The sequence below is a fragment of the Bilophila sp. 4_1_30 genome, assembly GCF_000224655.1.
Taxonomy (GTDB): Bacteria; Desulfobacterota; Desulfovibrionia; order Desulfovibrionales; family Desulfovibrionaceae; genus Bilophila; species Bilophila wadsworthia.
The window spans coordinates 851,098-877,537 of the sequence record NZ_JH114233.1; the positions used below are offsets into that span (position 1 = coordinate 851,098).

22 protein-coding genes, 1 tRNA gene and 1 pseudogene are annotated in these 26,440 nt (G+C 57.1%); 18 read left to right on the forward strand and 6 right to left on the reverse strand.

Annotated features, from left to right (window positions below):
* From yedE to HMPREF0178_RS15615, 4 genes are all read left to right on the forward strand, one after another.
* Positions 1–911, forward strand: a 911-nt coding sequence (gene yedE / locus HMPREF0178_RS15600) for a YedE family putative selenium transporter (protein ID WP_009380712.1), incomplete at its 5' end; no start/stop codon positions are given.
* Positions 912–923: 12 nt separating this feature from the next.
* On the forward strand, positions 924–1,136 hold the full coding sequence (locus HMPREF0178_RS15605; protein ID WP_009380713.1) for a sulfurtransferase TusA family protein: 213 nt from the start codon (positions 924–926) through the stop codon (positions 1,134–1,136).
* Positions 1,133–1,708, forward strand: a complete 576-nt coding sequence (locus HMPREF0178_RS15610; RefSeq protein ID WP_009380714.1) for a DUF3343 domain-containing protein — start codon at positions 1,133–1,135, stop codon at positions 1,706–1,708. Before HMPREF0178_RS15605 ends, HMPREF0178_RS15610 begins: the two co-directional genes overlap by 4 nt.
* The gene (locus HMPREF0178_RS15615; RefSeq protein ID WP_009380715.1) at positions 1,696–2,595 is read left to right on the forward strand and encodes an NAD(P)H-hydrate dehydratase; all 900 of its coding nucleotides are present in this window, start codon (positions 1,696–1,698) and stop codon (positions 2,593–2,595) included. Before HMPREF0178_RS15610 ends, HMPREF0178_RS15615 begins: the two co-directional genes overlap by 13 nt.
* A gap of 274 nt (positions 2,596–2,869) precedes the next feature.
* Here the strand turns inward: HMPREF0178_RS15615 and HMPREF0178_RS15620 are convergent, their stop codons facing one another.
* Complete coding sequence (locus HMPREF0178_RS15620) at positions 2,870–3,442, reverse strand: YccF domain-containing protein (RefSeq protein WP_232281295.1); 573 nt, start codon at positions 3,440–3,442, stop codon at positions 2,870–2,872.
* A gap of 425 nt (positions 3,443–3,867) precedes the next feature.
* Between HMPREF0178_RS15620 and HMPREF0178_RS15625 the strand changes: the two genes are divergently transcribed.
* A complete protein-coding gene (locus HMPREF0178_RS15625; protein ID WP_009380717.1) occupies positions 3,868–4,368 on the forward strand; it encodes a hypothetical protein in 501 nt (166 codons plus the stop codon).
* Between the two features lie 401 nt (positions 4,369–4,769).
* Here the strand turns inward: HMPREF0178_RS15625 and HMPREF0178_RS15630 are convergent, their stop codons facing one another.
* Both HMPREF0178_RS15630 and HMPREF0178_RS15635 read right to left on the reverse strand, forming a co-directional pair.
* A complete protein-coding gene (locus HMPREF0178_RS15630; RefSeq protein ID WP_009380718.1) occupies positions 4,770–5,750 on the reverse strand; it encodes a GGDEF domain-containing protein in 981 nt (326 codons plus the stop codon).
* Positions 5,751–5,922: 172 nt separating this feature from the next.
* A complete protein-coding gene (locus HMPREF0178_RS15635; RefSeq protein ID WP_009380719.1) occupies positions 5,923–7,116 on the reverse strand; it encodes an MFS transporter in 1,194 nt (397 codons plus the stop codon).
* Positions 7,117–7,538: 422 nt separating this feature from the next.
* Here HMPREF0178_RS15635 and HMPREF0178_RS15640 point away from each other — a divergent pair, with 422 nt between their 5' ends.
* Positions 7,539–10,934: an autotransporter domain-containing protein gene (locus HMPREF0178_RS15640; protein WP_009380720.1), complete on the forward strand. Its 3,396-nt coding sequence runs from the start codon at positions 7,539–7,541 to the stop codon at positions 10,932–10,934.
* Positions 10,935–11,606: 672 nt separating this feature from the next.
* Here the strand turns inward: HMPREF0178_RS15640 and HMPREF0178_RS15645 are convergent.
* A tRNA-Sec gene (locus tag HMPREF0178_RS15645) sits at positions 11,607–11,700 on the reverse strand.
* A 1,336-nt stretch (positions 11,701–13,036) separates the two neighbouring features.
* Positions 13,037–13,255, reverse strand: a complete 219-nt coding sequence (locus tag HMPREF0178_RS22660; protein WP_232281296.1) for a hypothetical protein — start codon at positions 13,253–13,255, stop codon at positions 13,037–13,039.
* 6 nt (positions 13,256–13,261) lie between these two features.
* On the opposite strand from HMPREF0178_RS22660, the gene HMPREF0178_RS15650 reads away from it, so the two are divergent.
* Positions 13,262–13,642 (forward strand): hypothetical protein, encoded by a 381-nt coding sequence (locus tag HMPREF0178_RS15650; protein ID WP_232281297.1) that lies wholly within the window; start codon positions 13,262–13,264, stop codon positions 13,640–13,642.
* 78 nt (positions 13,643–13,720) lie between these two features.
* Here HMPREF0178_RS15650 and HMPREF0178_RS15655 read toward each other — a convergent pair whose 3' ends face one another.
* Positions 13,721–14,191 carry a YbaK/EbsC family protein gene (locus HMPREF0178_RS15655; RefSeq protein ID WP_005027624.1) on the reverse strand — a complete coding sequence of 157 codons (471 nt, stop codon included), beginning with the start codon at positions 14,189–14,191 and terminating at the stop codon, positions 13,721–13,723.
* Between the two features lie 159 nt (positions 14,192–14,350).
* Between HMPREF0178_RS15655 and HMPREF0178_RS15660 the strand changes: the two genes are divergently transcribed.
* From HMPREF0178_RS15660 to HMPREF0178_RS15705, 11 genes and pseudogenes are all read left to right on the forward strand, one after another.
* Positions 14,351–17,200 carry a response regulator gene (locus HMPREF0178_RS15660; RefSeq protein ID WP_009380723.1) on the forward strand — a complete coding sequence of 950 codons (2,850 nt, stop codon included), beginning with the start codon at positions 14,351–14,353 and terminating at the stop codon, positions 17,198–17,200.
* A pseudogene (locus HMPREF0178_RS23095) lies at positions 17,190–17,249 on the forward strand (hypothetical protein); the annotation flags it as partial. The gene HMPREF0178_RS15660 and the pseudogene HMPREF0178_RS23095, both read left to right, overlap by 11 nt.
* A gap of 27 nt (positions 17,250–17,276) precedes the next feature.
* Entirely contained in the window at positions 17,277–17,750 is a 474-nt protein-coding gene (locus HMPREF0178_RS15665; RefSeq protein WP_009380724.1) for a hypothetical protein, read from the forward strand.
* On the forward strand, positions 17,737–19,542 hold the full coding sequence (locus HMPREF0178_RS15670; protein WP_009380725.1) for a sigma-54-dependent Fis family transcriptional regulator: 1,806 nt from the start codon (positions 17,737–17,739) through the stop codon (positions 19,540–19,542). The genes HMPREF0178_RS15665 and HMPREF0178_RS15670 overlap by 14 nt, the downstream gene beginning before the upstream one ends.
* Positions 19,543–20,251: 709 nt before the next feature.
* Positions 20,252–21,007, forward strand: coding sequence for an ABC transporter ATP-binding protein (locus tag HMPREF0178_RS15675; RefSeq protein WP_005027630.1), 756 nt, complete (start codon positions 20,252–20,254; stop codon positions 21,005–21,007).
* Between the two features lie 56 nt (positions 21,008–21,063).
* Positions 21,064–21,858 (forward strand): ABC transporter permease, encoded by a 795-nt coding sequence (locus HMPREF0178_RS15680; protein WP_009380726.1) that lies wholly within the window; start codon positions 21,064–21,066, stop codon positions 21,856–21,858.
* Positions 21,859–21,863: 5 nt separating this feature from the next.
* Positions 21,864–22,706: an ABC transporter permease gene (locus HMPREF0178_RS15685; RefSeq protein WP_009380727.1), complete on the forward strand. Its 843-nt coding sequence runs from the start codon at positions 21,864–21,866 to the stop codon at positions 22,704–22,706.
* Positions 22,707–22,729: 23 nt separating this feature from the next.
* Positions 22,730–23,509, forward strand: a complete 780-nt coding sequence (locus HMPREF0178_RS15690) for an ABC transporter ATP-binding protein (protein WP_009380730.1) — start codon at positions 22,730–22,732, stop codon at positions 23,507–23,509.
* A gap of 1 nt (position 23,510) precedes the next feature.
* Positions 23,511–23,897, forward strand: a complete 387-nt coding sequence (locus HMPREF0178_RS15695; protein ID WP_009380732.1) for a hypothetical protein — start codon at positions 23,511–23,513, stop codon at positions 23,895–23,897.
* A 93-nt stretch (positions 23,898–23,990) separates the two neighbouring features.
* The gene (locus tag HMPREF0178_RS15700) at positions 23,991–25,070 is read left to right on the forward strand and encodes an ABC transporter substrate-binding protein (protein ID WP_009380734.1); all 1,080 of its coding nucleotides are present in this window, start codon (positions 23,991–23,993) and stop codon (positions 25,068–25,070) included.
* Between the two features lie 104 nt (positions 25,071–25,174).
* Positions 25,175–26,254, forward strand: a complete 1,080-nt coding sequence (locus tag HMPREF0178_RS15705; protein WP_009380736.1) for an ABC transporter substrate-binding protein — start codon at positions 25,175–25,177, stop codon at positions 26,252–26,254.
* Positions 26,255–26,440: the final 186 nt, after the last annotated feature.

The window sequence follows — 26,440 nt, forward strand, 5'->3', positions numbered from 1 at the left end:
AGTACCTGCGCCCTGAAATCATGGGGCTGGTGCTCGGCTCGCTGGCCGCCGCCATCGCCACGCGGGAATTCAAACCGCGCGGGGGTTCCGCACCCATCGTCCGTTTTGTCCTCGGCATGATAGCCGCCATGGGCGCATTGGTGTTCCTCGGATGCCCGTGGCGCGCGATACTCCGTCTCGCCGGCGGCGACGGAAACGCCATCCTCGGCCTTGCCGGTCTGGCCACGGGGATCTGGTTCGGGACGCTCTTTTTCAAAAAAGGCTATTCCCTTGGCCGCAGCAGCAGCCAGAGCGTCGTCTCCGGGGCACTCTTCCCCGTCATCGTCGTCTGCCTGCTCCTTCTTTACCTCATTTTCCCGCAAATCCCGGATCAGCCGCAAAGTGGCCCCCTGTTCTATTCCGTGAAGGGCCCCGGCTCACAGCACGCCCCCTTCATCGCCTCGCTGGGGCTGGCCTTCATAATCGGCATCTTCGCGCAGCGCAGCCGTTTCTGCACGATGGGCGCGTTCCGCGACCTCTTCCTCTTCCGCTACACCCACCTGTTCCTCGGGCTGGCGGCCATGTTCGCCGCCGCATTCATTGCGAACGCCCTGACGGGCGGCCTCAAGTTCGGCTTTGAAGGCCAGCCAGTGGCCCACAGCGACTTTCTGTGGAACTATCTTGGGATGGTTACCGCCGGCCTTGCCTTCGCACTCGCCGGAGGATGCCCCGGCCGACAGCTGTTCATGGCGGGGGAAGGCGACAGCGACGCCGGCATTTTTGCCCTCGGCATGTTGGTCGGCGCGGCTATGGCCCACAATCTGGGCACGGCCAGTTCCGGTACGGGCATCGGCGTATACGGTATGCAGGCGACAATCATCGGTTTCGTCGTCTGCCTGATCATCGGCTTCGTCCATTCCAAGAAGGCGTAAAGGAGAATTGCCATGCGTACCATTGATACCCGGGGACTTTCCTGCCCCCAGCCGTTGGTCCTCTTCCATCAGGCCATGACGGAAAACGCCGATACCCCTCTGGATGTGCTGGTGGACAATGAGGCCAGCCTCGAAAACGTCACCCGCGCCGCTGAAAAAAAGGGCTGGAACGTCACCCCGAAAGATCAGGGCGAGGGCGTCTTCCGGCTGGAACTGCGCAAGTGAGGGACTTCTTTTCCCGTTTAGCCGAAGTGTTTCAAGGGAAGCCCCGGAAAGGGGCTTCCCCGCCTTCCCGCACATCCACGGAATACGGCTTTCTCGTTTTCCAGCATACGGGCGAGGTCATCCGGGCCGAACGGATACTGCGGGAAGCGGGGTTTGCCGTGGAGGTCAAAGGGCCTCCCCCCGAACTGCGTACGGGATGCGACATGATCATCGTCTTTGACCTGATGCAGGAGCCGCTTATCCGCAACGCGCTGGGAGCCGCCCGCCTTGAGCCGATCCAGTCCGTCCCCATGCGCGATACCCTGCTCGAACCCGTATCGCTGTTCCATGTGCAGGATTACGGCGACTGGTTCATGGTGCGGGCCGCGAACATGAAAATCACCGTGGAACGCGCCACGGGGAAAATCGTCAACGTGTCCGGAGGCGGATGCCCCGATGTGCCGTATCTGGCGGCGCTGCTGACGGGGCAATGCATCGGCGAGGCCGAGGAGCCGCGGGTCAAGGGGCAGACGCTGTGTTCCTATTCGCTGCAACGCGCATTTGAGGAGGCGAGGCGGCTATGGCGTGGATGATCTGCGGTACGGTGCCGGATGCGTCTTTTCCCCTGACGGGGGGGCGCTGGCGTCTGGATGGCGGCTTTCTCCATGCGGAGGGCGGGGGCATCGCCCCGCTTTCCGTACAGCGCGGGACACCCGCCCTGCTCGGAACCGCATTGCTGACGTGCGAAACGCTTGGGGTGGAGCCTCCCACGGCACTGCTCGCCGGGGACATCGGGAATGGCGACGGGAGCCGGAAGCTCTACAGCCGCCTTGCGGCCTCCCCCAGCCTGTCCGGGGTGCGGGGCATCACGTTTCATTACCTGTTCCCCAACCTTGACGGGCACAACCGCGTCCTGATGGCTCTGGAAGAAACGGACCCGAAGCCCGTGCTCGTCGCCGATGCCGGTTTCATGTATGTCGCCAAGATGAGCGGCTACGCCGACGCCTACGATCTGTTCACCCCCGATGCCGGGGAACTGGCCTTCCTTGCCGATGAAAAGGCGCCGCACCCTTTTTACACCAGAGGTTTTCTGCTGGCCGCGGATGAGGATATCCCAAGCCTCGTCGAACGCGCCTATCAGCACGGAAACGCCGCGCGCTTCCTGCTCATCAAAGGGAAGGTCGATCACCTTGTGGAAGGCGGGCGGTTCCTCGGCGACGTATCCGAACCGCAGGTTGCCGCTCTGGAGCCCATCGGAGGCACGGGCGATCTCGTCACCGGCCTTGTGACGGGCCTGCTCGCCGGCGGCATGGAGATGCCCCAAGCCTGCCTGACCGCCGCGCGGGCCAGCCGGATTACCGGGCTGCTTGCGAACCCGACCCCCGCGACGCAGATCGCGGAACTGCTGCCCTTCCTCCCCGAAGCGTTGCGCTGTGCTTTGGAAGGGGCCTCCCCCCCTATGCGCCCCGCTGGGGCGTGAAACGGTCCAGACGAGAGCCGCCCCACCCCTCAGGATTCTTCATCCTGCGGAGAGGAAAGATTACAGAAAAGCCCCCTTCCTCACGGTTGGGGGCTTTCTTTACAAGACAGTCAGGAACATTCCAAACCATCCCTATGGCAAGCACCTTTCCGGAAACTCCTTTCCGATGGATTTCATTTGTCCGTCAGCCCGGCAGGAAACGCCCTGACCGCCTATCGATTTGATCGGCCCGTCAGCCCTGTACGAAACATCTCCCGCCAAAACGTGAAAGCGGTCACTTGTTCAGATAGGTATCCACTTCCTTTTCAGCCTTGCGCCGTTCAAGCTCATCCATGACGGCAACGGGAACGCAGACCTTGCCCACCGGATTGAAGAACGTGGACAGCGACTTTGCATAGGGAATCGCCATCGGCAGCAGGACAATCGTACAGCACATGACAACGACCTGGGCAATGCCCCATAAGAAGAAAATCACGCCCAAGGGAAAGTACAGAATCCGGACAATGAGGCAAAGAATGGCGTACAGGATGTTTCCGCTCTTATTGGGATGCAATTCCCGCTTGTCTATCATGGCATAGCTGTACGGAGCGAGAGCGAACTTGGCATATTGAATCAAACCAAGCCCGATGGGGGCACCGACAACGGTAACGGTCAAAAGGATTCCCGCCAAAAAAGAAAACAAAGACGTCACAAAACCAAAGCAGGGAAAATGCCAAAGGATATTACCTAATAGTCTCATAGCCACTCCTTGTTGCCTCCCAGACCATACCATGCCTGCAAAGTCAAGATGCCGGGCAAGGAAATCCCCTCGGCCGCCTGCGGGTGTGGGGATTTTCCCTTTTTCCATCTTTTACGCCGATAGTTATAATTACCGAACACGCAGTGTGGGAAGCTAGCCGGGCCGGACATACGGAAAAGGCGCCTCCTTCGCGGGCAAGCTGGATGCCCCGCCGCCGTTCATTGTGCCGTCTCCATCCCTTGAGCCGCAAAGGGTCCCGGCCTTGCCTGCGGGCAGGCCCTCCCGCCCGGTAAGCGTCTCGCCCCGACAGGTAGCATCCGCCAGTGGCGATGGCCCCGGCGTCAGTGGTGCCTGGCCTGTTACGGTGGGAAGGGAAGAAGCGGCATACGTTCAAGGAGACAAGAAAGGGAACACGTGCCATCTCGCCCACCTTTAAAAAACAACCATATCAATATATTATTGCAAAATTGTACAAACACGTAAAGTAAACTATACCCAAGGGGGAATCAAAATACCATTTATAAGGATAAAACATGCCAGAAAGACAGCTGACTATCCAACAAAAAAGATATTTAAAATTTGCCCATCTGTTTTTTGCCGCCCTCTGGGGTGGCGGGGCAACAACGATGGTACTCTTGTTTTGCCTCTTTCATCCCAGTACCGCACATGAACAGATCACATTCAGCAAAATTTTGTTTTATATAGATTTTATCATAGTCGGCCCCGGAGCTGGCGGATGTCTAGCCACAGGGCTCATCTACTCTTTATATGGAAACTGGGGATTCTTTAAATTCAAATGGATAACGTTAAAGTATCTTATCAATATCCTGTTCATTACGTATGGTATGCTCGTTTTCCTACCGTTTACACACAGTCAATACAGCTACTACCTATCACAACCGACAGAGGCCATAATACCTGAAGAGAGCATATGGATGAGCATATTCTGTACTTCGCAAAACTTTTGCACGATACTCATGTTTCTCTTTGTGGTTTATCTTTCAGTATTTAAATCTTTTAAAAAGAAAAACTGATATATATAGAGAGAACCCACCCCGTTACACAGACTGAACCTCGCCTGCGATGCATAGCCCTCCCACCGGGCTTTGCGGCTGCGGCCTTCCCCGGACGCCCTACCGATGCCGCCGGGAACCGGCAACGCGCCTTCGTCCTCACCCGTGACATCCTGCCCTTCCCCTTCGTGGGGCAGGCCACAAAACACGAACTCCGCCGGATGGACGAAACCGCCCGCCGCACCACATAAACGAAAAGCCCCGGCGGACTCTCTCCTGCCGGGGCTTCTGGCGTCATGCCTCAAATTTGAAGGTTTTCCCTTGTCCCCTTTATGGAAGCCCTCTTGATGTTGGCCTGAAACTTCATCTCGCGGCCCAAGGGGAACACGAACCCGTAAGGACACAGGGGGACCAAGGGCCCGTCAGCTTGTGCTCTCGGCGGCCTGTTTCATGGCCCGCTTCATGGCGTAGAGCATGACATCCGCCCGCTTGACGATTTCCGAAAGGCCGTGATCCGTTTCCGGATTGAAAAAGGCATGTCCCCAAGCGGCACTCAAATGTATTTCGTTTTCCTCATTGTAGCGCGCGATACGTTGTTCCAACTTTTGCTGGCACTTTTTCACATCGGAAAGCGAAACCTCGTGCAAGGCGGCAATGAATTCGTCCCCGCCGTAGCGGTACAATTTGGCGGCGGGAGGCATGGTTTCCCGCAGGAGCGAGGCGAAATCCCTAAGGAGCCGATCCCCGGCGAGGTGCCCCCATGTATCGTTGACCCGTTTCATGCCGTTGAGATCGAACAGGATGAGGCACAGGGAACGCACCGAGTCGAAATCATGGGCCATCCTCACGCAGCTCGTCTCGTAGGCGTTGCGGTTGCCGAGTTCGGTCAGGCTGTCCGTAAAGGCCATCTGATGCGTCCGCTGGATATAGTCGAAGGCATCCTTTCCATACCGGAACGGGAACACTTCGTCCGAATCCACGACTTCATAAGGGTGGGACAGATGCATGTGCACGACATGGAGATGGTCGCCAATCAACCGATAAAAGAAGGATACCCGTTGCAGGGTACGTATGAACAGGCCGGTTTCCTCATCGGAAGTAACCGTATAACAACCGAAGATGAGACAGGTGTGCTCATCCTCATAGGCGACCTGATAGGTTTCCTGCTCCATCGTGAAGGTGACAAGCTGCTCGATCTGCAAGAGTTCCCTGAGCTTGTCCACGCCGGTGGTGTACTGGGCGCGTGAAGGCCCGATCCACGTGACGCCCTCTGCCATCTGCGCGTAAACGAAGTCCTCATCGCGTCGATAATGCCGATACATGATCTCGTGGGTCAATTCGATACCGCGCCGGCCCAGCGGGCCGATTTCCCCCTCATTCTCGATACGATATACGCTGCTCATCCTTTCTCCCCTCTTCCGCAGGGCAGAAGCCCCGTTCCAGCAAAAAACGTCTCCTATCGTTAGAGGAAGCACAAGGCCCCGGACATATCAACAGCTGCGTCGGAGCCGAAACACGTGAAGGCGGGCGGGCCCTAGCCGTGGCATCCCGGAGATGGAAAACCGGCTGCCCGTCCTACCGCAAGTCAGGTGCCGTCCGGTTCAGTCTGAACAGAACGAAAAACGCGGCAATCTGAACGAGCTGGATACAAAGATAACAGGCAAACCAGCCGAAGCCCGAATAGAGAGCTCCGGGAATGTAGGAGCCGAGAAGCCCGCCGAAATAATAACAGGAAAGAAAAAGCCCATTGACCATACCGCGGTCGCCATGACCGGAGAGCATGGCCTGATGGTTGATAAGGCCGGGGCTGATGGAATGGACGACAAACTCCCCAAAGGCTATGAGCCACAGCCCGCCGAACAAGGCCCAAAGGGAAGGGACCGCAAGCGTGAGACAGGAGACGACATAGACGGCGGAAGCGAAAAGAATAAGTCTTGTTGGCGTCTTAAACACGCGCATGAGCGGCGCAAGGGACAACGAAGCGACAAGGCCGACGGAATACCCGAAATACATGAGTCCGATGAGCCCCTCGGAGTGGCCCTGCCCGAGTTCCGCCATACGAAAAGGGATGAGGTTGCCGATGGCGGCGAAGACAAAGATACCGCAGGCTTCGGCGAAAAAGAGACTGGGGACCCCCCTGCCCTTGAAAACGGCGAGGTATTCACGTGGGCTGTGGAGGCGCGCACTGGCGTTGCGCATTTCCGGAATGCTTCGGATGAAGAGGAGGACAAGGAAAAAGAAAAAACAGATAACGGCGAGCGTGGCACGCCATCCGAACATCTGCGCAGCCCAGCCTCCGATAATTCGGCCGCACAGCGAACCGACAAGATTGGAGGTCACATAGCCCGCAAGCGCACGGTTGAGATCAAGATGGCGGAACATGACAGCAATGCCGGACATGACGGCTGTGAGCACCACCGGAACCAGCAATGCCTGTAAAGCGCGGATGCCGAGAAGGACAAGAAAGGACGGGGCAAACCAGATCCCCACGCCGCTTATACCGAGCAGGAGGGAAGCCCCCAGAATGGCACGCCGCACGCCGATACGGCTGAGCAGCATCCCCACGCAGAGAGGCGAGATGGCGAGCGACAGCATGAACACGCTGACGAGCAGCCCCGTGGAGCCTTTGTCCACACCGAAATCCCTGCTCACCGAGTTGAACATGGGTTGCGGAGCATACATCAGCGTATAAACGCAAATCGAAATCAACAGAAGCCCGGCATAGGTTCTCAAGATCGCATTCTGATGAGTGCGAGGATGATCCGACATAATCCCCTCCCAGTCTTTTTCAGCTGAAACTCTCGGAACATGCCTCTCTTCGCAGGCATCAAACAGGGCAAGGGCCCCTATCAGGCAGAGAAAAGGGTAACAGGCGGAGCCTCCACCCATATGGCTCGGTCTAGTCTCCATGAAAAACCGGCTCTCTGAAAAGCGCTTTTCAAGCTCTAACACAAAACTGTTTCTGTCAATGGAATCACCGCCGCCATTTCGACGGGGCAGGCCATAAAGGGATTTCAGTTCCCCTCTCCCTCCTTTCTTCCCCTCCTCACACATATGTCCCCACAACGCCGCAAGACATAAAAAAGCGCACTCTCTGAACACGTTTCGACATATATGAAGAGCCTTCATTGAAGGCTAGAGGAATATGGTCTATGTACAAACAAGAAGGCCTCTTAAGGAAGGAGAAATGTATGCCCCGGAACCGTTTTTTCCACTGCCTGACATTAGCCGCCGCGGTTTTCCTGCTCTGGGAAACGCAGGCGTCGGCCTATGAAACGCGCATCATAACCGACCACGCAAACACCCCCCTGTTCCAACTGCGCTTTTTTGATCAGGGGGAAAAGTACGGCAACGCCCTTTCGGAAACGGAAGGGGAAGCCTCCACCTGGCAGTTGAGCGCCGCACAAAAAGACGCCGTTACCCAGGCCGTGGAACATTGGGCGGACATCCTCGGGCCCGGAGCGAACAACGCCGTGCCCGCCGCCATCAACGTGGGCACCATGAACGAGGTAAACGCCGATGCGATAAGCGTTGGGAATCCGGCGTGGCACGGGACTCCTTGGGAAGGGGCCAGCGGGTTGGCGGGCGCACTCATCGGCGATCAAAGCATGAATCCTCCGGCCCAGATACGGATCGGCAGGATGAATTTCAGCATTCCGGACATCCCGTCGCCCCTGCCCACGGGCGACGGCATAGAGCTGGTCGGAACCCTATACCATGAAATGGGCCATGCCCTGGGCATTTCCTCCTTGGCCACCATGGGGGAAGGCTATGACGGTAGCCTGGTATATGGATTCGATACCGAGATCTCTCCTTGGGATCGCCACTTGGTCGATCAATACGGCGTCACCCCCACAACCGACATGGAAGTCGTCCACTCGGGAACCGCGCCGGGGGCCGACCCCGTGTTCACGGTCGGCGAGATGACGGAAAGCGGCGTCCTCTTCAAAGGAACACATGTAAGCGAGGTGCTGGCGGGCGCGCTGAACGGCGGGCTGCCGATAGAAGGCTTTGAGGGGGATAGCCTGGATCTGTCGCACATCGAGCTGGACCGCAGCCTCATGAGCCATCAGGACTACCGCAACTATCAGGTTTTCATGGAAGCCGAACTCGCCGCGCTTCAGGACATCGGATATACGATCGACCGCAAAAACTTTTACGGTTTTTCCGTTTACGGTGACAACCTGACGCTCGACAACGGACGGGGATATTTTGCCCGCAACGCCGACGGCACGGCGTATCTGCCCGGTCAGCCCAACACCGCGGCCTATGGCGTGGGGCTGCATATCTACGGCAGCGGCAACGACATTACCCAGACCGCGGATCTGCTGGCCTGCGGCACAGCCGGAACCGGAATCCGCGTGGACGGCGAGACCAACACCCTGCGCATCGCCCCCGGAGTGCGCGTATCCGCCGACGGCGCCTATGGCACGGGGCTGCTTCTGGCTTACGGCAAAGGCCAGAACGTCGTCAGCCGGGGAGAAATCCGGGCTACAGGGACCGGCGGCGTGGGTGCGCGCTTCGACTTCGGCGGCAGCCTGCTCGGCCTGGACTCCGGCCTGACCGCCGAATACCGCGGCTCATACATCCGAAGCCGGACGGAAGCAGCAGAGGATGAGTCCGGCAACGTCGTCACCCAGCTTTATGAACAGCACAATCTGCTCGACGAACTGAAAGGCCCGCTTGCGGAGCGTTTCGACGTAAGCGGCCCACTGTCCGGGAGTGCGGCCGCCATATACATTTCCCGCAACGCCTGGGTAAAAAACATCAACATCGTAAACGGAGCGGCGCTGAGCGGGGACATCATTTCGGACTGGAACCCCGGCAACTCGGACGTGCAGCAAGTTCAAGCGGCCGCCAACGGCGACGATCTGCTCACCAGCCTGAGTTTCGGCCGTCTGGCGGCGGGCGACGGTTCGGCGACGGACGCGCCCGATCCGGACTTCCGCCTGCGCTACGACGGCAACATCATGGGCAAGCACAGTATCCGGATGTCCGTAGACGGCGGCGCGCTGTCCTTCAACGGGCGGGCCGAGGTGCTGGATGTGAACGTAAGGGAGGGCGCGACCCTGAGCGGCAATGCCGAGTACACCCTGAACGCCCTCGACAACGGCTACGTCTCCGTAGACGGCACCTTCACCAACGCGGGTACCGTCGCCCCCGGCAATAGCATCGGTACCATTACGATCAACGGCGACTATCACCAGACCGCGACCGGACGCCTGCTCGCAGAATTCGATGCTTCGGGCACATCCGACAGACTCGCCGTCAACGGGAACGCCGTTGTGAACGGCACCCTGTATCTTGCTCCCCTGCCCGGCTATTACGCGGGAAGCCTCTCCCTCGCGCCGATCACGGCTTCCGGAAACCTGACGGAAGGTTATGCCACAAACCTTCTTTTGGACTCGCCCACGCTGGAAATGACCGCCACACCTCAAGGCGGGACGGCCACAATCCTCTCCTCCCGCGTCGCCGACGCCTACAGCCGATACGCCGCGAACGGCAACGCCGCCAACGTAGGCCGGGCGCTCTCCTCTGCTGACGGGGTACGGGACGACATGCGCAACCTCTACGCGGCGCTGGACTTCTCCGCACCTGACGGGAGCACCGTCCGCAAAGCTCTTTCCCAGCTTTCGCCCGACGCCTACGGCAATGCGGCGCTGGCGAGTTTCGATATGCACCGTATGCTTTCCGATTTGATTCTTCCCGGCACATTCTCCCGCGCTCCGCAAAAGGACGGGGAATGGCATGTTTCCGCACAGCCCTACGCAGGGACGTTCGACCAGCCGGGACGCAGCGGCATGGGCGGCTACGACGCCGCGAACGTCGGCCTGATCGGAAGTGCGGAACGGAGCACCCCCGGCGGGCTGACCGTCGGCGGGCACGTCGTGTTCAACCACCAATCCATGACCGGCGATACCAATGGAAAGCTGCGCGGCGAAGGACTGTATCTCGGCGCGCAGGGCCTGTACGCCCCGGCGGACTGGGATGGCTGGAACGTCTTCGGCATCGGACGTCTGGGCGTGGAGAACTGGCGCATGAAGCGGGCCGTTTCCTTCAACGGCTACAACCGCGAAAACAACAAGGACTGGACCGGGTTCTCGGGCTCGGTCCGTGCGGGCGGCGGCTATGAGGCCGACTGGGGTACAATCAAGGCCGGGCCCTTCGCCGCGCTGGACTACGCCTTCTCGTCGCGCCCGTCCCTGACGGAAGACAACGGTATGGGCAGCCGACTCCATCTGGATTCCGAAACCTTCCACTCGCTGCGCTCCAGCCTCGGTGTCCGCATGAGCACGAATGAAAGGCAGTTCGGCGAACACGCCACCTGGAAGGCTCACGCCTCCGCCGCGTGGAACCACGAACTGCTCGACAAGGCGGGCACGATGCACGGCTCATTCGTGGACGCGGCCAACACGGGTTTCTCCAACACGATAAAAGTCCCGGGCCGCGACAGCCTTGGCCTCGGCGCGGGCGTGCGTTTCAACACGGACAAGCACATCTCTTTCTCCTTAAACGCCGGAAGCGAACTTTTCCGCCGTGATGAGACATCCGTTTACGGAAACCTCGCTGTAGAATGGAAGTTTTAGAATTTTCCGGCCTCCCACACAACAAGGCCCCCTTCCTCACGGTTGGGGGCTTCCTCTTTTCTGTTCCCGACAGTTCACATTGGGCCGATCATCTTCATGATGAGCGCACCGAAGCTGCCAGCAGCCGCACAAACAAGGACGGCCCCCGGCGCGGCGGTTCCCGGCGGATTCAAGGGACGCAACGCTTCATTCAAAACCGCGGCTGCGTCATATCTCGTATATCCCACGGATGAGCGTACCGGCACACCTGCCCGGAAAGCTGAACAAGCCTGTGGTCCATCTCAAGGCTCCCCGTACTCCCCTATGGCGGACGGCACCCAGAATATCGGCAGGCTCCAGAGTAGAAGGCCGCGCCCCGACGAACGGAAAGAGGTGGTGCCCAAGATGGGACAGAATCTTCGCTTTACGTAAAATGACATTGGGTTGTTTCGTGACGGTATTTCTTTGCGCTGACGGTATCGGAAAAAATCCTGAAACGAATACCGATATTCGCCACAAAAAGGCTTATGAAACGGCATGATTCCGCAACGGCCGTTCCATATCCTAAGAATACCGACAAAAATAACACGGTATATCCATATACCAAGTGAGACCATTGGAGAGTATGGAACTTGGATAAAGTAAAGCCCCGCAAGGCTTTTGAGGCTTTGCGGGGCTTTTTGAGATTCTTTTTGGCGGAAACGTATAGGAGTCGAACCTACCAACGACCTTTCGACCGTCCACCAGTTTTGAAGACTGGGCGCCACACCGGTGACGAAACGTTTCCCTAACGTTCGTTTACGTTAGGAGAATATCACATCCTGTTTTTCCGTCAACAGCATCTATTTTAAATGTAATATCAATATATTATCATAAAAACACAACACTGGGAAAAAATGGAGAGGGCCTACTGCGCGTTGCCCGAATAAAATGAAGCACTCCCGGCATGAGCGCAGTGTGCTACGGGGCAATTGTTGCCGTATGTTTTTTTGAAAAGCGAAATAATTCCATAAAAAACAATGTGGTTCACCCGGTTTTAGCCCCCAGAATCTGATCTTCTCCTGTCTCCTTCTTGTCGCCGCCCTTGTGATTTCCTCGGGCCTTCACCAAAGGACAGTGATGCTTCTTTACGCATGAACCGGCGCTGCGTAGCGTTACATTTATCATTCCTCTCACGCATCCCCAATTTGCATCTCTGTCCAGCACTTTTTCCTATTCATTGCATTTTTTTCATGGTGAAATATAATATAATTTTTTATTTACAATCCATATAGACTAAATAAAATTTTTAAAACAAAATAATGCTATTTTTAGCATATAAAATACTATTATTTGATTTTAGAATTTAAATTCAACATTATTATCTATAAAACATAAGAATTATTCAAAAGCAAATTTTTTATTGCTTAACATATAACAATAAATCTGTAATATTAAGATTTTTTTACTACAACTACACCATTTACATTTGTATGGTCTATTTACTATATAGAATCATTTTCTATACAAATGGAATCGCTAATATGTCATGTTCTCCCATTCAAAACGAACAATCCTGATCAACCATCAAAAAAATAACTTTTAGAAAAATGATCTTATGGACAGATATTAATCAATTAAAAGAGTTGTCATTGTGTTTTGCTCTTCATCTCTGATGAGACAATCATCATCGACATCCTTTGAAAAATACATATTTCGTCAATAGTTATATATAGATAGAATAAAAACAATACGACTTTTCAACAAGACACTTTATATAGAACGCCAGTTCTATATATGTTTTATTTAACGTTTTGACAATCCTTTTTCCTTGTTTAATATAAAAAGGCTTCTGGAATTACTTCATTGAATACAAAAAAGACTTGAAAAGCAATTTTCTTTTCGTTTTATTAAGATACGAGTTTATACATCTACAGTATAAAAAGACAAAGAGGCGACCATGAACCATACGTCTGAGGAACTCTTTTCCGTTTTCTTTTCGACCGTTTTTGAATCCTCCTGCATATCGGACTTTACGCAGAAAATGGCCTCCTTCTTTAAGCGATACATGCCTGTATCCGCCGTATATATTTCTTTTTTTTGAGAAAGATACCATCTTTAAGGTAGCTGAGTATGCTGACTATTCAAAGAACCCCTTCCCAGATCAAGTTACCATACCGGAAGACACTCTCAGGCGCATGTATGTAGAAGATAATTTCTTTACCGGAGACGTCCATTCCATAAAAAACTTTACAGGTGAAGAGTCCTGTGTTTTTTCTGAATTCAGGAACAGCATTTTCAACAACGAAGAGTCTTCCAGCATCTATATTCCTCTCAAACATCATGTCCTTGAAGGCATCCATATTTACATGTCCATATACAGCATCGGAAAAAACAGATATTCACAAGAAGATATCGATATCTGTTCATTCATACAGCCGATGCTTATAGATACCTTCAACAGTATTCTCCTCTATAACGACATGAATGCGCTGAAGCACTCTTTTATTGCGGAAAGACATCCCTCAGCGAACAAGAACATCAAAGAGAAATGTGAGCTTTCATCAAGCGGAGATGCCTTCCCCACGCTTGACACGATCATCATAGACCATATCAAGATGGCCATCGCAAAGGCCAACGGGAAAATTGCCGGGCCTGACGGGGCCGCAAGCTTGCTTGGGTTGAACACAAGCACCCTATGGTCCAAAATCCGCAAGTACAATATTGATCCCAAAACGCTTACCGAATAAGCCCCAACCCTGCACACGAGAAAAGCCAATCCATATGGATTGGCTTTTCTCGTGTGCAGGGCCTGCCAACAAAGCCGCCTACTCGGCCTCTTGCTTGCAGACGTCAACCCATGTCCCGCCGGTTACACGTTCCAAATCGGCGAGCGAAAGGCATACCGCATTGTTCGGGGCCCCCGCTGCCGGATAGACGGGATCGAAGGCCTTAAGGCTGAGGTCAAGGAAAACCCGGACACCTTCGTTTACGGCAAAGGGGCAAACACCGCCGATGGGGTGCCCGATGAGCGACTCCACTTCTTCTCCCTGCGGGAACTTCGCCTTTTCCTTAAACTGATCCTTAAATTTCCGGTTGTCGATCCGTGCCGTACCCATCACCACAATAACAATAGGCCCTTCAGCCGTCTTGAACGACAACGTCTTGGCGATGCGTCCGGGTTCGCATCCGGCTGCGGCGGCCGCCAGTTCAACAGTGGCGCTGGACGTGGCGAACTCGCGGTATCCGTCAAGAACGCCAAAAGCCTCAAGCTGTCTCTTCACTTCATCAATACGCATTGTCTCATCCTTCTCATAGCTATGCCGGGCTTCGGGAAAACACGCTCCCCCGCCACCATAGTCAACCGAAGGCGCAACGACAAGATGCCCTCTCGACCTTGCAGCGTATCTCTGCCATACTGGTGCTCCTTCCTGAGCCGTTTTCTCTGCGAGACGTTTATGCGTATTTTTGTTTTCCTCGGCACCATACTCGTCATATTCATCCTGTTTACAGGGCACGTGCTGCTGGTCACGAAGGACGCGCCGGACGACAGCTATCTCCCGTCGCTGGAATCGTCCATCAGTATGCTCTCGCCCATGACGGCCATGCCTCAGCTGTTCACCCCCAAAGAACAGACGTGGATAGATGAACACCCCGTCATTACCGTAAGCATGACCCCGGCCTTCATCCCTTTGTCCGATTCCAAGCAGCTCAACGCCTATGCGGGCATCAGCCTTGACTATCTGCGGCTCCTTTCCCGCATCATCGGGATCCAGTTCCGCATAGAGCCGCAATCCAACTGGACCACGGCGCTCGAAGACGCCAAGCAGTGGCGGACGGATTTGTTCGCCATGGTGGAACCGACGCTTGCCGTCGACGCAAACCTGCTCCTTACCCGGCCCCATATTTCCCTCCCCGGCATCATCGTAATCCACGAAAACGCGCAGCACGCCACCAGCCTCAAGGAGCTCGCCGGGAAACGGGTTTCCGTCGTATACAGGCATTACTGGCACAATTACCTTGAAAACCGTTATCCCGACATCATCCTGGACCCTGTCAGCAATCCCCTGCAGGGGCTGTTCCGGGTCATGTCCGGGCATTCCGACGCGCTGGTCGACTACAAGGCCAGCGTCCTGCCCAAGCTGGAAGACAACACGCATCTGCGGCTTCAGGCGACCTCGACCATCCCCGCCCAGAGCGGCCTGTCCATTGGCGTGCGCTCGGACTGGCCCGAGCTGCACAGCATCCTTTCCAAAGCCCTGTACCAGATCCAACCTCCCGAGCGGGAACTCATCAACAACCGCTGGCTCAGCCGCCAGCCGTCGCTCCACCTTCCCCCGCGCACGTTCTGGACCAGCCTGCTCGGCATTGAAGTCGTCCTGTCCGTCCTGCTGCTGATCATTTTCTGGAATTTCCAGCTCCGGCGCAAGGTTGAGGAACGTACCAAGCGGCTGGCCGCCGAACTGGAAAAAAGCGCCAAGGCCGAGGATCTCCAGCGCCTCAACACCGAGCTCCAGCAGGCCATGAAGGCAGCCGACGCCGCCACGGAAGCCAAAAGCCGTTTCCTCGCCAACATCAGCCATGAAATCCGCACGCCGCTGCACGGCATCATTTCCTTTACCGAATTAGCCTACCTGAAAAACAACCCGCTGCCGCGCAACCATCAGCGCACGATTCTGGACCTGTCCTACGCCCTGCTCGACATCGTCAACGACACGCTGGACTTCTCCAAGATCGAAGCGGGCGAAATGGACACGGACACCGCCCCGTTCATGCTTGATGAAGTGATCCTGCGCGTTTGCGATATGACCATGCGCGGCAGCATGGCGCGTGAGCTGGAATGCCTGATCGACATCGATCCCTCCACGCCGCTGGCGCTTCTCGGCGATGCGGGGCGCTTGCAGCAGATCCTGACCAACCTGATGGGCAACGCCGTCAAATTCACGCCTCCGGGCGGGCGCATCCACCTGCAGGTCCGGCACGGCGGCAACCTCCATCTTTCCGAAAACCAGAACAAGGCGCAATTCCTGTTCTTCGTGCACGACACCGGCGTCGGCATCGCCCCGGATCAGCTGCCGCAGCTGTTCCAGCCGTTCAAACAGGCCGACTCATCGCTGACCCGGCGGCACGGCGGCACGGGCCTCGGCCTGAGCATCGCCCGGTATATGGTCGAAAACATGGGCGGGGAAATCTGGGTCGAATCGGAAGTCGGACAGGGAAGCACGTTCGCGTTCTCCATACGGCTGGCGCTTCAGGAACAGGTGGAAGTGCTCGGCGGCAATACCTTCATGGATCTGCAGGCGGTCGTGGTCAGCTCGTCGGATACGGGCGTCCGGGTCATGCGCCGCACGCTGGAGGCCCTCGGCATCCAGTGCCAGAGCCATATCGCCAGCAGGGTGGGCCCGCTTTCCGTCCTTGCCTCGCTGGGGAAAGAACCGCTCAGGCCTGATCTCATCATCATCGATCGACTTCTCGGCGATGGGGACTGCCCCCCGGCCCTCCGGCTTGCGGCGGAACTGCAGCTGCGCTGCGCCGCCCCGGTCCCGCTCGTGCTTGTGGGCGGCCCGAGGGAAGGCCTCGCCATCTCCGAATTCAAGGACAAGCCCTATCCCGTCGAGGTCATCCCGGCCATCACCGTGCGCTGCGTCCGCTCCACCCTCCGCAAGCTGTTTGATCGGAAAAAAGCGGGCTTCAGGGGGCCGCGCCCGGCGCAGTCGCCGGTCACGCCGGATCTGTCGTCCGTGCGCATCCTCGTGGCCGAGGACAACCCCGTCAATCAGGAGATCATGTCCGTACTGCTCGAAGAAACCCGCGCCCAGCTCAAGATGGCCGGCAACGGCATCGAAGCCCTTGCCCTGCTGGAACGCGAGGCTTTCGACCTCATGTTCCTCGATATCCAGATGCCGGACATGGACGGCTACGAAACCATCAAGATCATGCGGGAACGCGGCTATGTCCTGCCCGTCGTCGCGCTCACGGCCCATGCCATGCAATCCGACAAGCAGCGCTGTCTGGATGCGGGGATGGACGCGTACCTTTCCAAACCGTTCAAACAGGCGCTGCTCTTCGACACCATCCATAGCCTGCTCCCCGAGTACTACCGGGTTCCGGAAGCGCAGGCCGGAGATCCGGCGCGGCCTTCCGTGCCCGATGCGGCATCATGGGCGTTTCTGCCCCCCTGCTTCTCGCTCGAAACCGTGATCCAGACAGGCCTGTCGCCGCAGCAATACCCCCACCATCCTGCAAAGTTTCGCCAGAAACCACGCGCAGGATGCCGCCCTCTTCCGCCATGCCGTCCGCACCCATGACTGGGAATCCCTCCGCGAACGGGCGCACGCCCTCAAGGGGGCTTCGGCCAATCTGGGAGCGCTGCATTTGCGGGATATGGCGCGCACGCTGGAACTGGAAGCGCAATCGCAGCTGGACAAGGGCTACCCCAATGCCGCCTTGTCCACGCTCCAGGGTAGGCCGCTCGCCGCACTGCTGCCCGAACTGGAAGAGGCCCTCGGCGAGGTCCTTGAGGCCGCCGCGAAGCTGTGCCCGTCCGACAAGGAAACGAAACCCGCGGGCGGCCCCTCGGCCATTGCCTCCAAACCCACACTCGACATCGCCAAACTGGGCACCTATTATAATGATCTGGTCGAGGCCCTCCTCCAGGCCGCGCCCGGGCGCATCCGCATTGCCCTGGGCAGCCTGCTGGTGATTTGCAATGCGGACGAATATCCCTTACTCCACACCCTGAAAATGCATGTGGACAATTATGACTATGAAGCTGCTCTGACCGTTTTGGAAAGGATCCGCCCTTCCCTGTTCTCGAGCAGCGCCCCAAGTACGGAGCCTTCCGATGCAGCCCAATAAACCTGTCGTTCTGGTCGTGGATGACGATCCCGTCAATCTGGACATCCTGGTCCAGACCCTCGAACAGGACTATTTCCTCATCATCGCCAAGAACGGAAAGCGCGCGCTGGATTTGGCCTTCAGCCATCATCCCGATCTCATCCTGCTGGACATCCTCATGCCCGAGATGGACGGCTTCGAAGTCTGCCAGCGCCTCAAGGCGGACAAAGCGACCGAGGGCATCCCGGTGATCTTCCTGTCCGTGATGGAATCGCCCGGCCAGAAGCACCGGGGGTTCGAAGTCGGCGGCGTCGACTATGTGACCAAACCTTTCCATGCCGACGAAGTGCTGGCCCGCGTCCGCACCCACATCACCAACAAGCGCCTCCGGGAGGAGCTCGAAAGCCACAACATGCTCATCGGGATGGAGCTGCACGAGAAAAGCCGCCAGCTCGAAACCCTGATGAACAACCTTCCCGGCCTCGCCTATCAGGGCGAGCACTCGCCGGATCGGAAGGTCCGCTTTGTCAGCCAGGGGGTCACCCGCCTTACCGGGTACACGCCGGAGCATTTCATGGGGCCGGACGGCATGGGCCTGCTTGCCCTCGTCCACCCGGACGACAGGGCGCACGTCTCGGAAACGCTGGAAAACGCGCTCAGGAAGAAAGAGCCGTTCGAACTGACCTACCGGATCATCACCTCGTGGAATGAGGAAAAATGGGTCTGGGAGCAAGGAGCGGGCGTCCATGCCGGAGGCGCGGGGGAACAGGCCCCCCTCCTTGTGGAGGGCTTCATCAACGACGTGACCGAAAAGCAGAAGCAGGACAACACGATCCGGCAGGAAAACGAGGAGCTGCGCGAGCGCCTGAAAGCCCGATGTTCAGGCGACATCGTGGGCAATTCGCCGCAGATCACCGCCGTCTTCGATCTCATCGCCAAAGCGGCGGCCGTGGACGACAACGTGGTCGTTTATGGCGAATCGGGGACAGGCAAGGAACTGGCGGCCCGGGCCATCCACGATGGCAGCTCCCGGTATCAGCAGCCCTTTGTGGCGGTCAACTGCGGGGCCATCCCGGAAAGCCTCTTTGAAAGCGAGCTGTTCGGCTACAAGAAGGGCGCGTTCACCGGTGCGACGGCCGACAAGAAAGGGTATCTGGATCAAGCCGATGGGGGCACGCTTTTCCTTGATGAACTGGGAGAAATCAGCCTCATGGGGCAGGTGAAGCTGCTCCGCGCCATCGAGCACGGGGGTTTTACGCCTGTCGGCGGCGCCCAGATCCACCGACCGGATGTACGCATCATCGCGGCCACGAACAGGGATCTCCTTGAGCGCGTCAATGAAGGGGCCATGCGCCGCGACTTCTACTACCGCATCCACGTCATCCCCATCCATCTCCCGCCGCTGCGGGAACGCAAGGCGGACATCCCCCTGCTGGTGGAGCATTTCCTGAAGGCTTACCCGAGCAACAAGCGCTTCGAGTACATGGACAGCGAGATGCTGCACGCATTCATGCTCTATGACTGGCCCGGCAATGTCCGCGAGCTGCAAAATGTGCTCTACCAATACCTGAGCCTGGGGACGGCGCGGCTGGGCGATACCGTCATCGGCGAGACCACCGCACAGGCGGCCGCTTCCGAAGCCCCGGAAGATTCCCTGACGCTGGCGGAAGCGCTTTCCCGTTTCGAGAAGGTCTACCTGCTGAACGCCTTGAAAAAGAACAACTGGAAACGCGGCCCGACGGCGGACAGCCTCGGTATGGACAGGCGTACCCTGTTCAGGAAAATGAAAGATTTCGGCCTGGAAAAAGAATAACGCCTGCACACTGCAATCCACGCCCCGATCCGAGCGCCTCCCCCAGTAAAAAGGGAGGCGCTTTTCCGTTTGGGGGCACAGAAAAAATGTCGCATTTCTGTCCCATTTTTTCGTGCCCTTTTTGGGGCTGAACGCTACCAAAGGCAGCCCCGTTCGTTCTTTTTATCTCAATCATGGTTTATTATACGGGATTTTTTTCCCAACCATGACGGAAGAGTGTCGCCAGCGTAGCGTTTATATATGTATCATATTGAAATACAATATCTTATAATTTGGGAAGTTTTTGTCCCAAAAAAAATCCTCCCCATTCTCTTTTTGGGACATTTTGATCCTATTTTTCCGAAGCCCCAACGCAACCTCTGAGGAAGTAGAGCTTTTTTGCTCTTTTTTTCTTTTTTGAGCATCATCCCTATTCCCCTCAAATAAAAGCCTTCTTTACTCCAGAAACGTAGGCAGGAAGCGGTTTTTTGAGGATAGGGCCCTACCTCTGGCACCATCTTTGCTCATTAGAGAACAAGATTGGAGCCGAAAGCACAACTTGTGAGGGAGCAATCCCTTGCCCACGTGTCCGCCTCCACACAGGGTCCAGAGGCAGCGCTTCAGCCAATGTATGGACCAGCGTACGAGGTCCATGAATTGGCCAAAGCGCGTTCCTCCCTAGGAGGCGGCACCAGCGTGTTCGCCCTGAAAAAAGACAAAGGAGCCACCAGTGCCCACCACCCCAGAATCACGCATCAAGATTCAGGTGAATAACCTCACAAAACGGTTTGGGGATCTGACCGTCCTCGATGGGATCAACTTCAACATCAAAGAAGGCGAACTCCTTGCCATCGTCGGCCCCACGGGCTGCGGCAAAACCACCTTCTTGAACACCCTGTCCAAGCTGATGCCCGCCACCGAAGGCGAGATCCTCATCGACGGGGAAGAAGCGAACCCCAAGAAGCACAACATCTCGTATGTGTTTCAGGAACCGACCTGTCTGCCTTGGCGTACCGTCCGCGAAAACGTGGCTTACGGCATGGAAGTCAAGGGCGTCGGCAAAGAAGAACGTGAAGCGCGCGCGACCCAAATCATGGATCTCGTCGGCCTGTCCTCCTGCGCCGACCTGTACCCCAACCAGGTTTCAGCCAGTATGATGCAGCGTATCGCCGTTTCGAGGGCGTTCGCCGTGAATCCCGATCTGCTGCTGATGGACGAACCGTATGGACAGCTCGACGTCAAGCTGCGTTTCTACCTTGAGGACGAGCTGGTCAATATCTGGAAAAAGCTCAACAGTACCGTTCTGTTCGTGACGCACAACATCGAAGAGGCGGTTTACGTTGCTGAACGTATCCTGGTGCTGACCAACAAGCCCACCAAGATCAAGGCGGAAATCCCCGTGGATCTCCCCCGCCCCCGTAACCTGATCGATCCCAAGTTCGTGGAGCTGCGCAAGCAAGTCACCGAACTGATCCGTTGGTGGTAACCCAGGTTGGACGAGGCTCGCCTCTCTAACGCAGCACAGACACGAGGATGTGACTCATGGCCTACAAAGAAGTAAGCGTCAAACAGCCATTGCTTCTGACCATCCTTCCCTACATAAGCATCATCATCTTTTTCGCCTTCTGGGAAGGCGTGGTGCGCTCGGGAATCATTCCAAATACGTTGCTGGCATCGCCCTCCCAGGTGTTCGCCGCGTTCATCGACAAACTCAGCAACCCCAACCCCGACGGCGCCATCATGGCGACGCACGCGTGGACGTCCATTCAGGAAGCCTTCATCGGGTATGTGCTCTCGCTCGTCGTGGGTATCCCGCTCGGTTTGGCCATGGGCTGGTTCAACGTGGTTGAAGGTCTGTTCCGCCCGATCTTCGAACTTATCCGTCCCATCCCCCCCATCGCGTGGATTCCGCTTACCGTTTTCTGGTTCGGCATCGGCCTTGCCGGTAAGGTATTCATCATCTGGATCGCGGGCATCGTGCCTTGCGTCATCAACTCCTACGTCGGCGTGCGCATGACCAACCCGACCCTTATCCAGATGGCCCGCACATATGGCGCCAACAACTGGCAGATTTTCACGCAGCTCTGCATCCCGTCCGCCCTTCCCATGGTGTTCGGCGCCCTGCAGCTTGCCCTGGCTTACTGCTGGACCAACCTCGTGGCCGCGGAACTGCTGGCCGCCGACTCCGGCCTTGGCTTCCTCATCACTATGGGTGGCCGCCTCGGCCGTCCCGACATCATCGTCCTCGGCATGATTTGCGTGGGTCTGTCTGGTGCAGTCATCGGCTTCATCATCGACCAGATTGAAAAGAAACTGCTGGCTGGCATCAGGAGGTAAGCGGCATGACCAGTTCTATCGCCAACGAAACCGTCGACCACTCCAAAAACCGCGAACCGTTCAGCTTTTACAAGTTCATTACCAACAAGTATTTCCTCAACGTGGTTTCCATCGTCCTGTTCCTCGCCTTGTGGGACTACGTGGCGAAAGAGAAGATCTTCCGTGACTCTCTGGCCCGCCCGCTGGAAGTGGTGGATCAGCTGTACCGCCTGACGTACATGAAGTTCGCCGGAACGAACCTTATCGGCCACATTTGGGCCAGCACCCAGCGCGTGCTCATCGGCTTCATCGCCGCCAGCGTCGTCGCCGTGCCCCTCGGCCTGTTCATGGCCCTGAACAAGTACGTCAACGCGATTGTGAAGCCTCTGTTCGACCTGTTCAAGCCCATGCCGCCCATCGCCTGGGTGTCCATCGCCATCCTGTGGTTCGGCATCGGCGAAATGTCCAAGGTGTTCATCATCATCATCGGTACGTTCGTCCCCTGTCTGCTCAATGCATACAACGGCGTGCGCCTCGTTGACCCCGACCTGTATGACGTTATCCGCGTCCTCGGCGGCAAGCGCCGGGATGAAATCTTCCACGTATGCTTCCCCGCGTCGTTCCCCGCAGTCTTCGCCGGCCTCCAGATCTCCCTCAGCTCCGCTTGGACCTGCGTTCTGGCCGCCGAACTGATGAACTCCCGCGACGGCATGGGCTTCCTCATCAAGCGCGGCATGGACACCCACCAGCCCACCCTCGTGCTCGGCGGCATGGTCCTCATCGCGGCAGCGGCTTACGGAACCTCACTGTTGGTCACGCTCCTTGAAGGCAAGCTCTGCCCCTGGAAGCGCACCATTGAAAACCTCTAAGCACAGCTGAGAAAGGAAAGCATATGACCACCTGCAACTGCGAACCGAAACTCAAACTCCGCTGTGAAAACGTCAGCAAGACCTTCATCCAGAAGGGCAATCAGGAAGTTCCCGTCATCCGCGACGTCACTCTTGATGTGTATGAAAACGAGTTTCTGGTCATCCTCGGCCCCGGTCAGTGCGGCAAGTCCACGCTGTTGAAGATCTTCGCCGGGCTGGAAACGCCCGACACCGGATTCGTGACGCTTGACGGCCAGCCCATCACCGGCCCCGGCCCCGACCGCGGCATCGTCTTCCAGGGCTACATGCTCTTTGCATGGAAGAACGTTCGTGATAATGTGGAACTAGGCCTCAAGCTCCGCAATATCCCCGCCAACGAGCGGCATGAGATTGCGCAGCACTACATCGACATGGTGGGGCTGACCGGCTTTGAGAAGCACTACCCGCACCAGTTGTCCGGCGGTATGAAGCAGCGCGTGGGCATCGCCCGCGCCTATGCGAACTCCCCGAACATCATGCTCCTTGACGAGCCCTTCGGACAGTTGGACGCCCAGACCCGTATGTTCATGCAGAAGGAAACCGCGCGCATCTGGGAACAGGAAAAGCGCACCGTCATCTTCGTCACCAACAACATCGACGAGGCCCTGTTCCTCGGCGACCGCATCATCCTGATGGAAGGCAAGCTCCCCGGGAGCATCAAGACCGAATACATGATCGATCTTCCCCGCCCCCGCGAGCACACCAGCATGGAGCTGTTGAAGCTCCGCTCCGTCATCACCGACAACACGGCTCTGGTACTGTAATATGGAAACGACCACCGTCAGCCTCATTATCGGATCCCTGTGCGCGGGGCTGGTCTGGTGGTCGGTACAGGGCTTTGTCCGGCGCTGTTCGGGCAAGGCCCAGCCCAAAAACAACGATGCGCAACGCCAATGCGACGACGCCCCCTGGGAACGCACCGGGGAGGTATACAGGAAGCTCCTGTACCTCAGGCTCGCCAGTTTCGCATTGTGCATCCTCGCCGCGGCAGCCTTGTATTTCCATCTGGGAACGGCGCTCGCGGTAGGGTTGGCGGGGATCGGCTGCGGGCTGCAGTTCTGCGCTTTCCGCATCCGCACCCGGCATGTTCAGGCCGTCCGCAAGGCGACGGTTGAAGATGCCGAAAAAACCGCCGCAGGGACGTCACGCTGACGTCCGGAATACGATCATCGTGCATGCCCCGACATGTATTATGATAAGGGTAGAGGGATTTTCCTCAGTACATTTCAACTTGGAGGAACAGGTATGCGTTTCAAGAAACTCATCAGTGCTTTTCTCGCTGCCGCATTTTGCGTTTCGCTCGCTGGTATGGCTTTCGCTGAAAAGCTCACCAAAGTACCCACCGCTTGGATGGACGAACACGAAACCTTCCTGATCTGGTATGCGAAAGAAAAGGGCTGGGACAAAGAAGCTGGTCTCGACATCGACATCCAGTACTTTGGCTCCGGCATGGATATTCTGAACGCCCTTCCGTCCGGTTCCTGGGTTTTCGCTGGCATGGGCGGCGTCCCGGCCATGATGGGCAACCTGCGCTACGGCACTTCCGTCATCGCCATCGGCAACGACGAATCCATGACCAACTCCGTGCTCGTCCGTCCCGACAGCCCAATCGCCAAGGTAAAGGGCTACAACAAGGATTTCCCCGAAGTGCTCGGCAGCCCCGACACCGTGAAGGGCAAGACCTTCCTGACCACGACCGTTTCCTCCGCCCACTACGGCCTGAGCTCCTGGCTCAAGGTCCTGGGCTTGACGGACAAGGACATCACCATCAAGAATATGGACCAGGCTCAGGCTCTGGCCGCGTTTGACAACGGCATCGGCGACGGCGTGGCCCTGTGGGCTCCCCATATGTACGCCGGCCAGGAAAAGGGCTGGAAGATCGCCGGCGACCTGCATATGTGTAAGGTCGGTAACCCGATCGTCCTGATCGCCGACACCGCGTATGCCGAAAAGAACCCTGAAATCACCGCGAAATTCCTCAGCATCTACCTGCGTGCCGTCAACATGCTGCAGAAGGAACCTCTGGAATCCCTCGTTCCCGAATACCAGCGCTTCTTCCTCGAATGGGCCGGCAAGAACTATTCTCCCGAACTGTCCCTCACCGACCTCAAGACGCACCCCGTCTACAACCTGGAAGAACAGCTCGCCCTGTTTGACGCCTCCAAGGGCATGAGCACCGCTCAGAAGTGGCAGAGCGACATCGCGAAGTTCTTCGCCAGCGTGGGCAGCATCAACAAGGACGAACTCAAGAAGGTCGAAAACGGCGCTTACGCTACCGACAAGTACCTGAAGCTCGTCAAGACCCCCATCCCAAGCTACAAGTAAGTTGAGAAATCTGTAGCTTAATGTTGCGGGGTAGAAGACTCTCCAGAGCTTTCTACCCCGCTTTCTGCCTCCCCCTCTTCCCAAAGTACAGGAGAATATTGCATATGAACGTCAAAAAATGGCTTCGCGGCCTCTGCGCTGCCGTCCTTTGCGTGGCCTATGTGGGCACGGCAGGCGCCGCCGAACTCCAGAAAGTCCCCACCGCGTGGATGGGCGCTCAGGAAACCTTCCCCATCTGGTATGCCAAGCAGAAGGGATGGGACAAGGAAGTGGGCCTCGATGTCGAGCTGCTCTACTTCAGCTCCGGCATGGACGCCCTCAGCACCCTGCCCGCCAAGACATGGGTCTTCGGCGGCATGGGAGCGATTCCCGCCCTCATGGGCGCCTTGCGCCACGACACCTACGTCATTGCCAACTGCAACGACGAGGCTATGGTCAACGCCGTCATGGTCCGCCCCGACAGCCCGATCATGAAGACCAAGGGCTATAACAAGAGCTACCCGAACGTATACGGCACCCCCGAAAGCGTGAAGGGCAAAACCGTCCTCTGCACGACCGTTTCCTCGGCCCACTTCGCCCTGAGCTCGTGGCTCAAGGCCCTTGGCCTGACCGAAAAGGACGTGACCATCAAGAATATGGACCAGGCGTCCGCGCTCGCCGCATTCGAATACGGCATCGGCGACATCGTGACCCTGTGGGCGCCCCTCACCTACGTGGGCGAAAAGCGCGGCTGGAAAGTGGCCAGCACGCCGCATGACTGCTATCGCGGCCTTCCCATCGTCATCGTCGCTGACCGCGAATTCGCCGACAAGAACCCCGAAGTCACCGCGAAGTTCCTGAGCATCTACATGCGCGCCATCGACATGATGAAGAATGAACCGATGGACAAGCTGCTGCCGGAATACCTGCGTTTCTACGTTGACTGGGCCGGTACCGACTACAGCAAGGATCTCGCTGAGATGGATCTTAAGAACCATCCGGTGTTCAACCTGGAAGAACAGCTCCAGATGTTCGACGCCTCCGAAGGCCCCAGCCAGGCCCAGAGCTGGCAGGGCGATCTGGCCCAGTTCTTTGCGGCCATCGGCAGGATCTCGCAGGACGAGCTGAAACAGGTTGAAAACAGCTCCTATGTCACCGACAAGTTCCTGAAACTCATCAAGACGCCTCTTCCTTCCTATAAGTAGAGGAACAAGGGCTGACAGAAAAGGCCGGAATCCGTTTCCGTTCTTTCCTGTCAGCCTTGCGTTTTCCCCTCCTCCCGCCTCGCCGCGGTTTTCCCCTCCCCGCCTTGCCCCTTCTCTTCTCCCTATTCAGTTAATCATTTGTATTCACAGAGAATTTACGTACGCTTGCAACACCGGGAAAGAGGC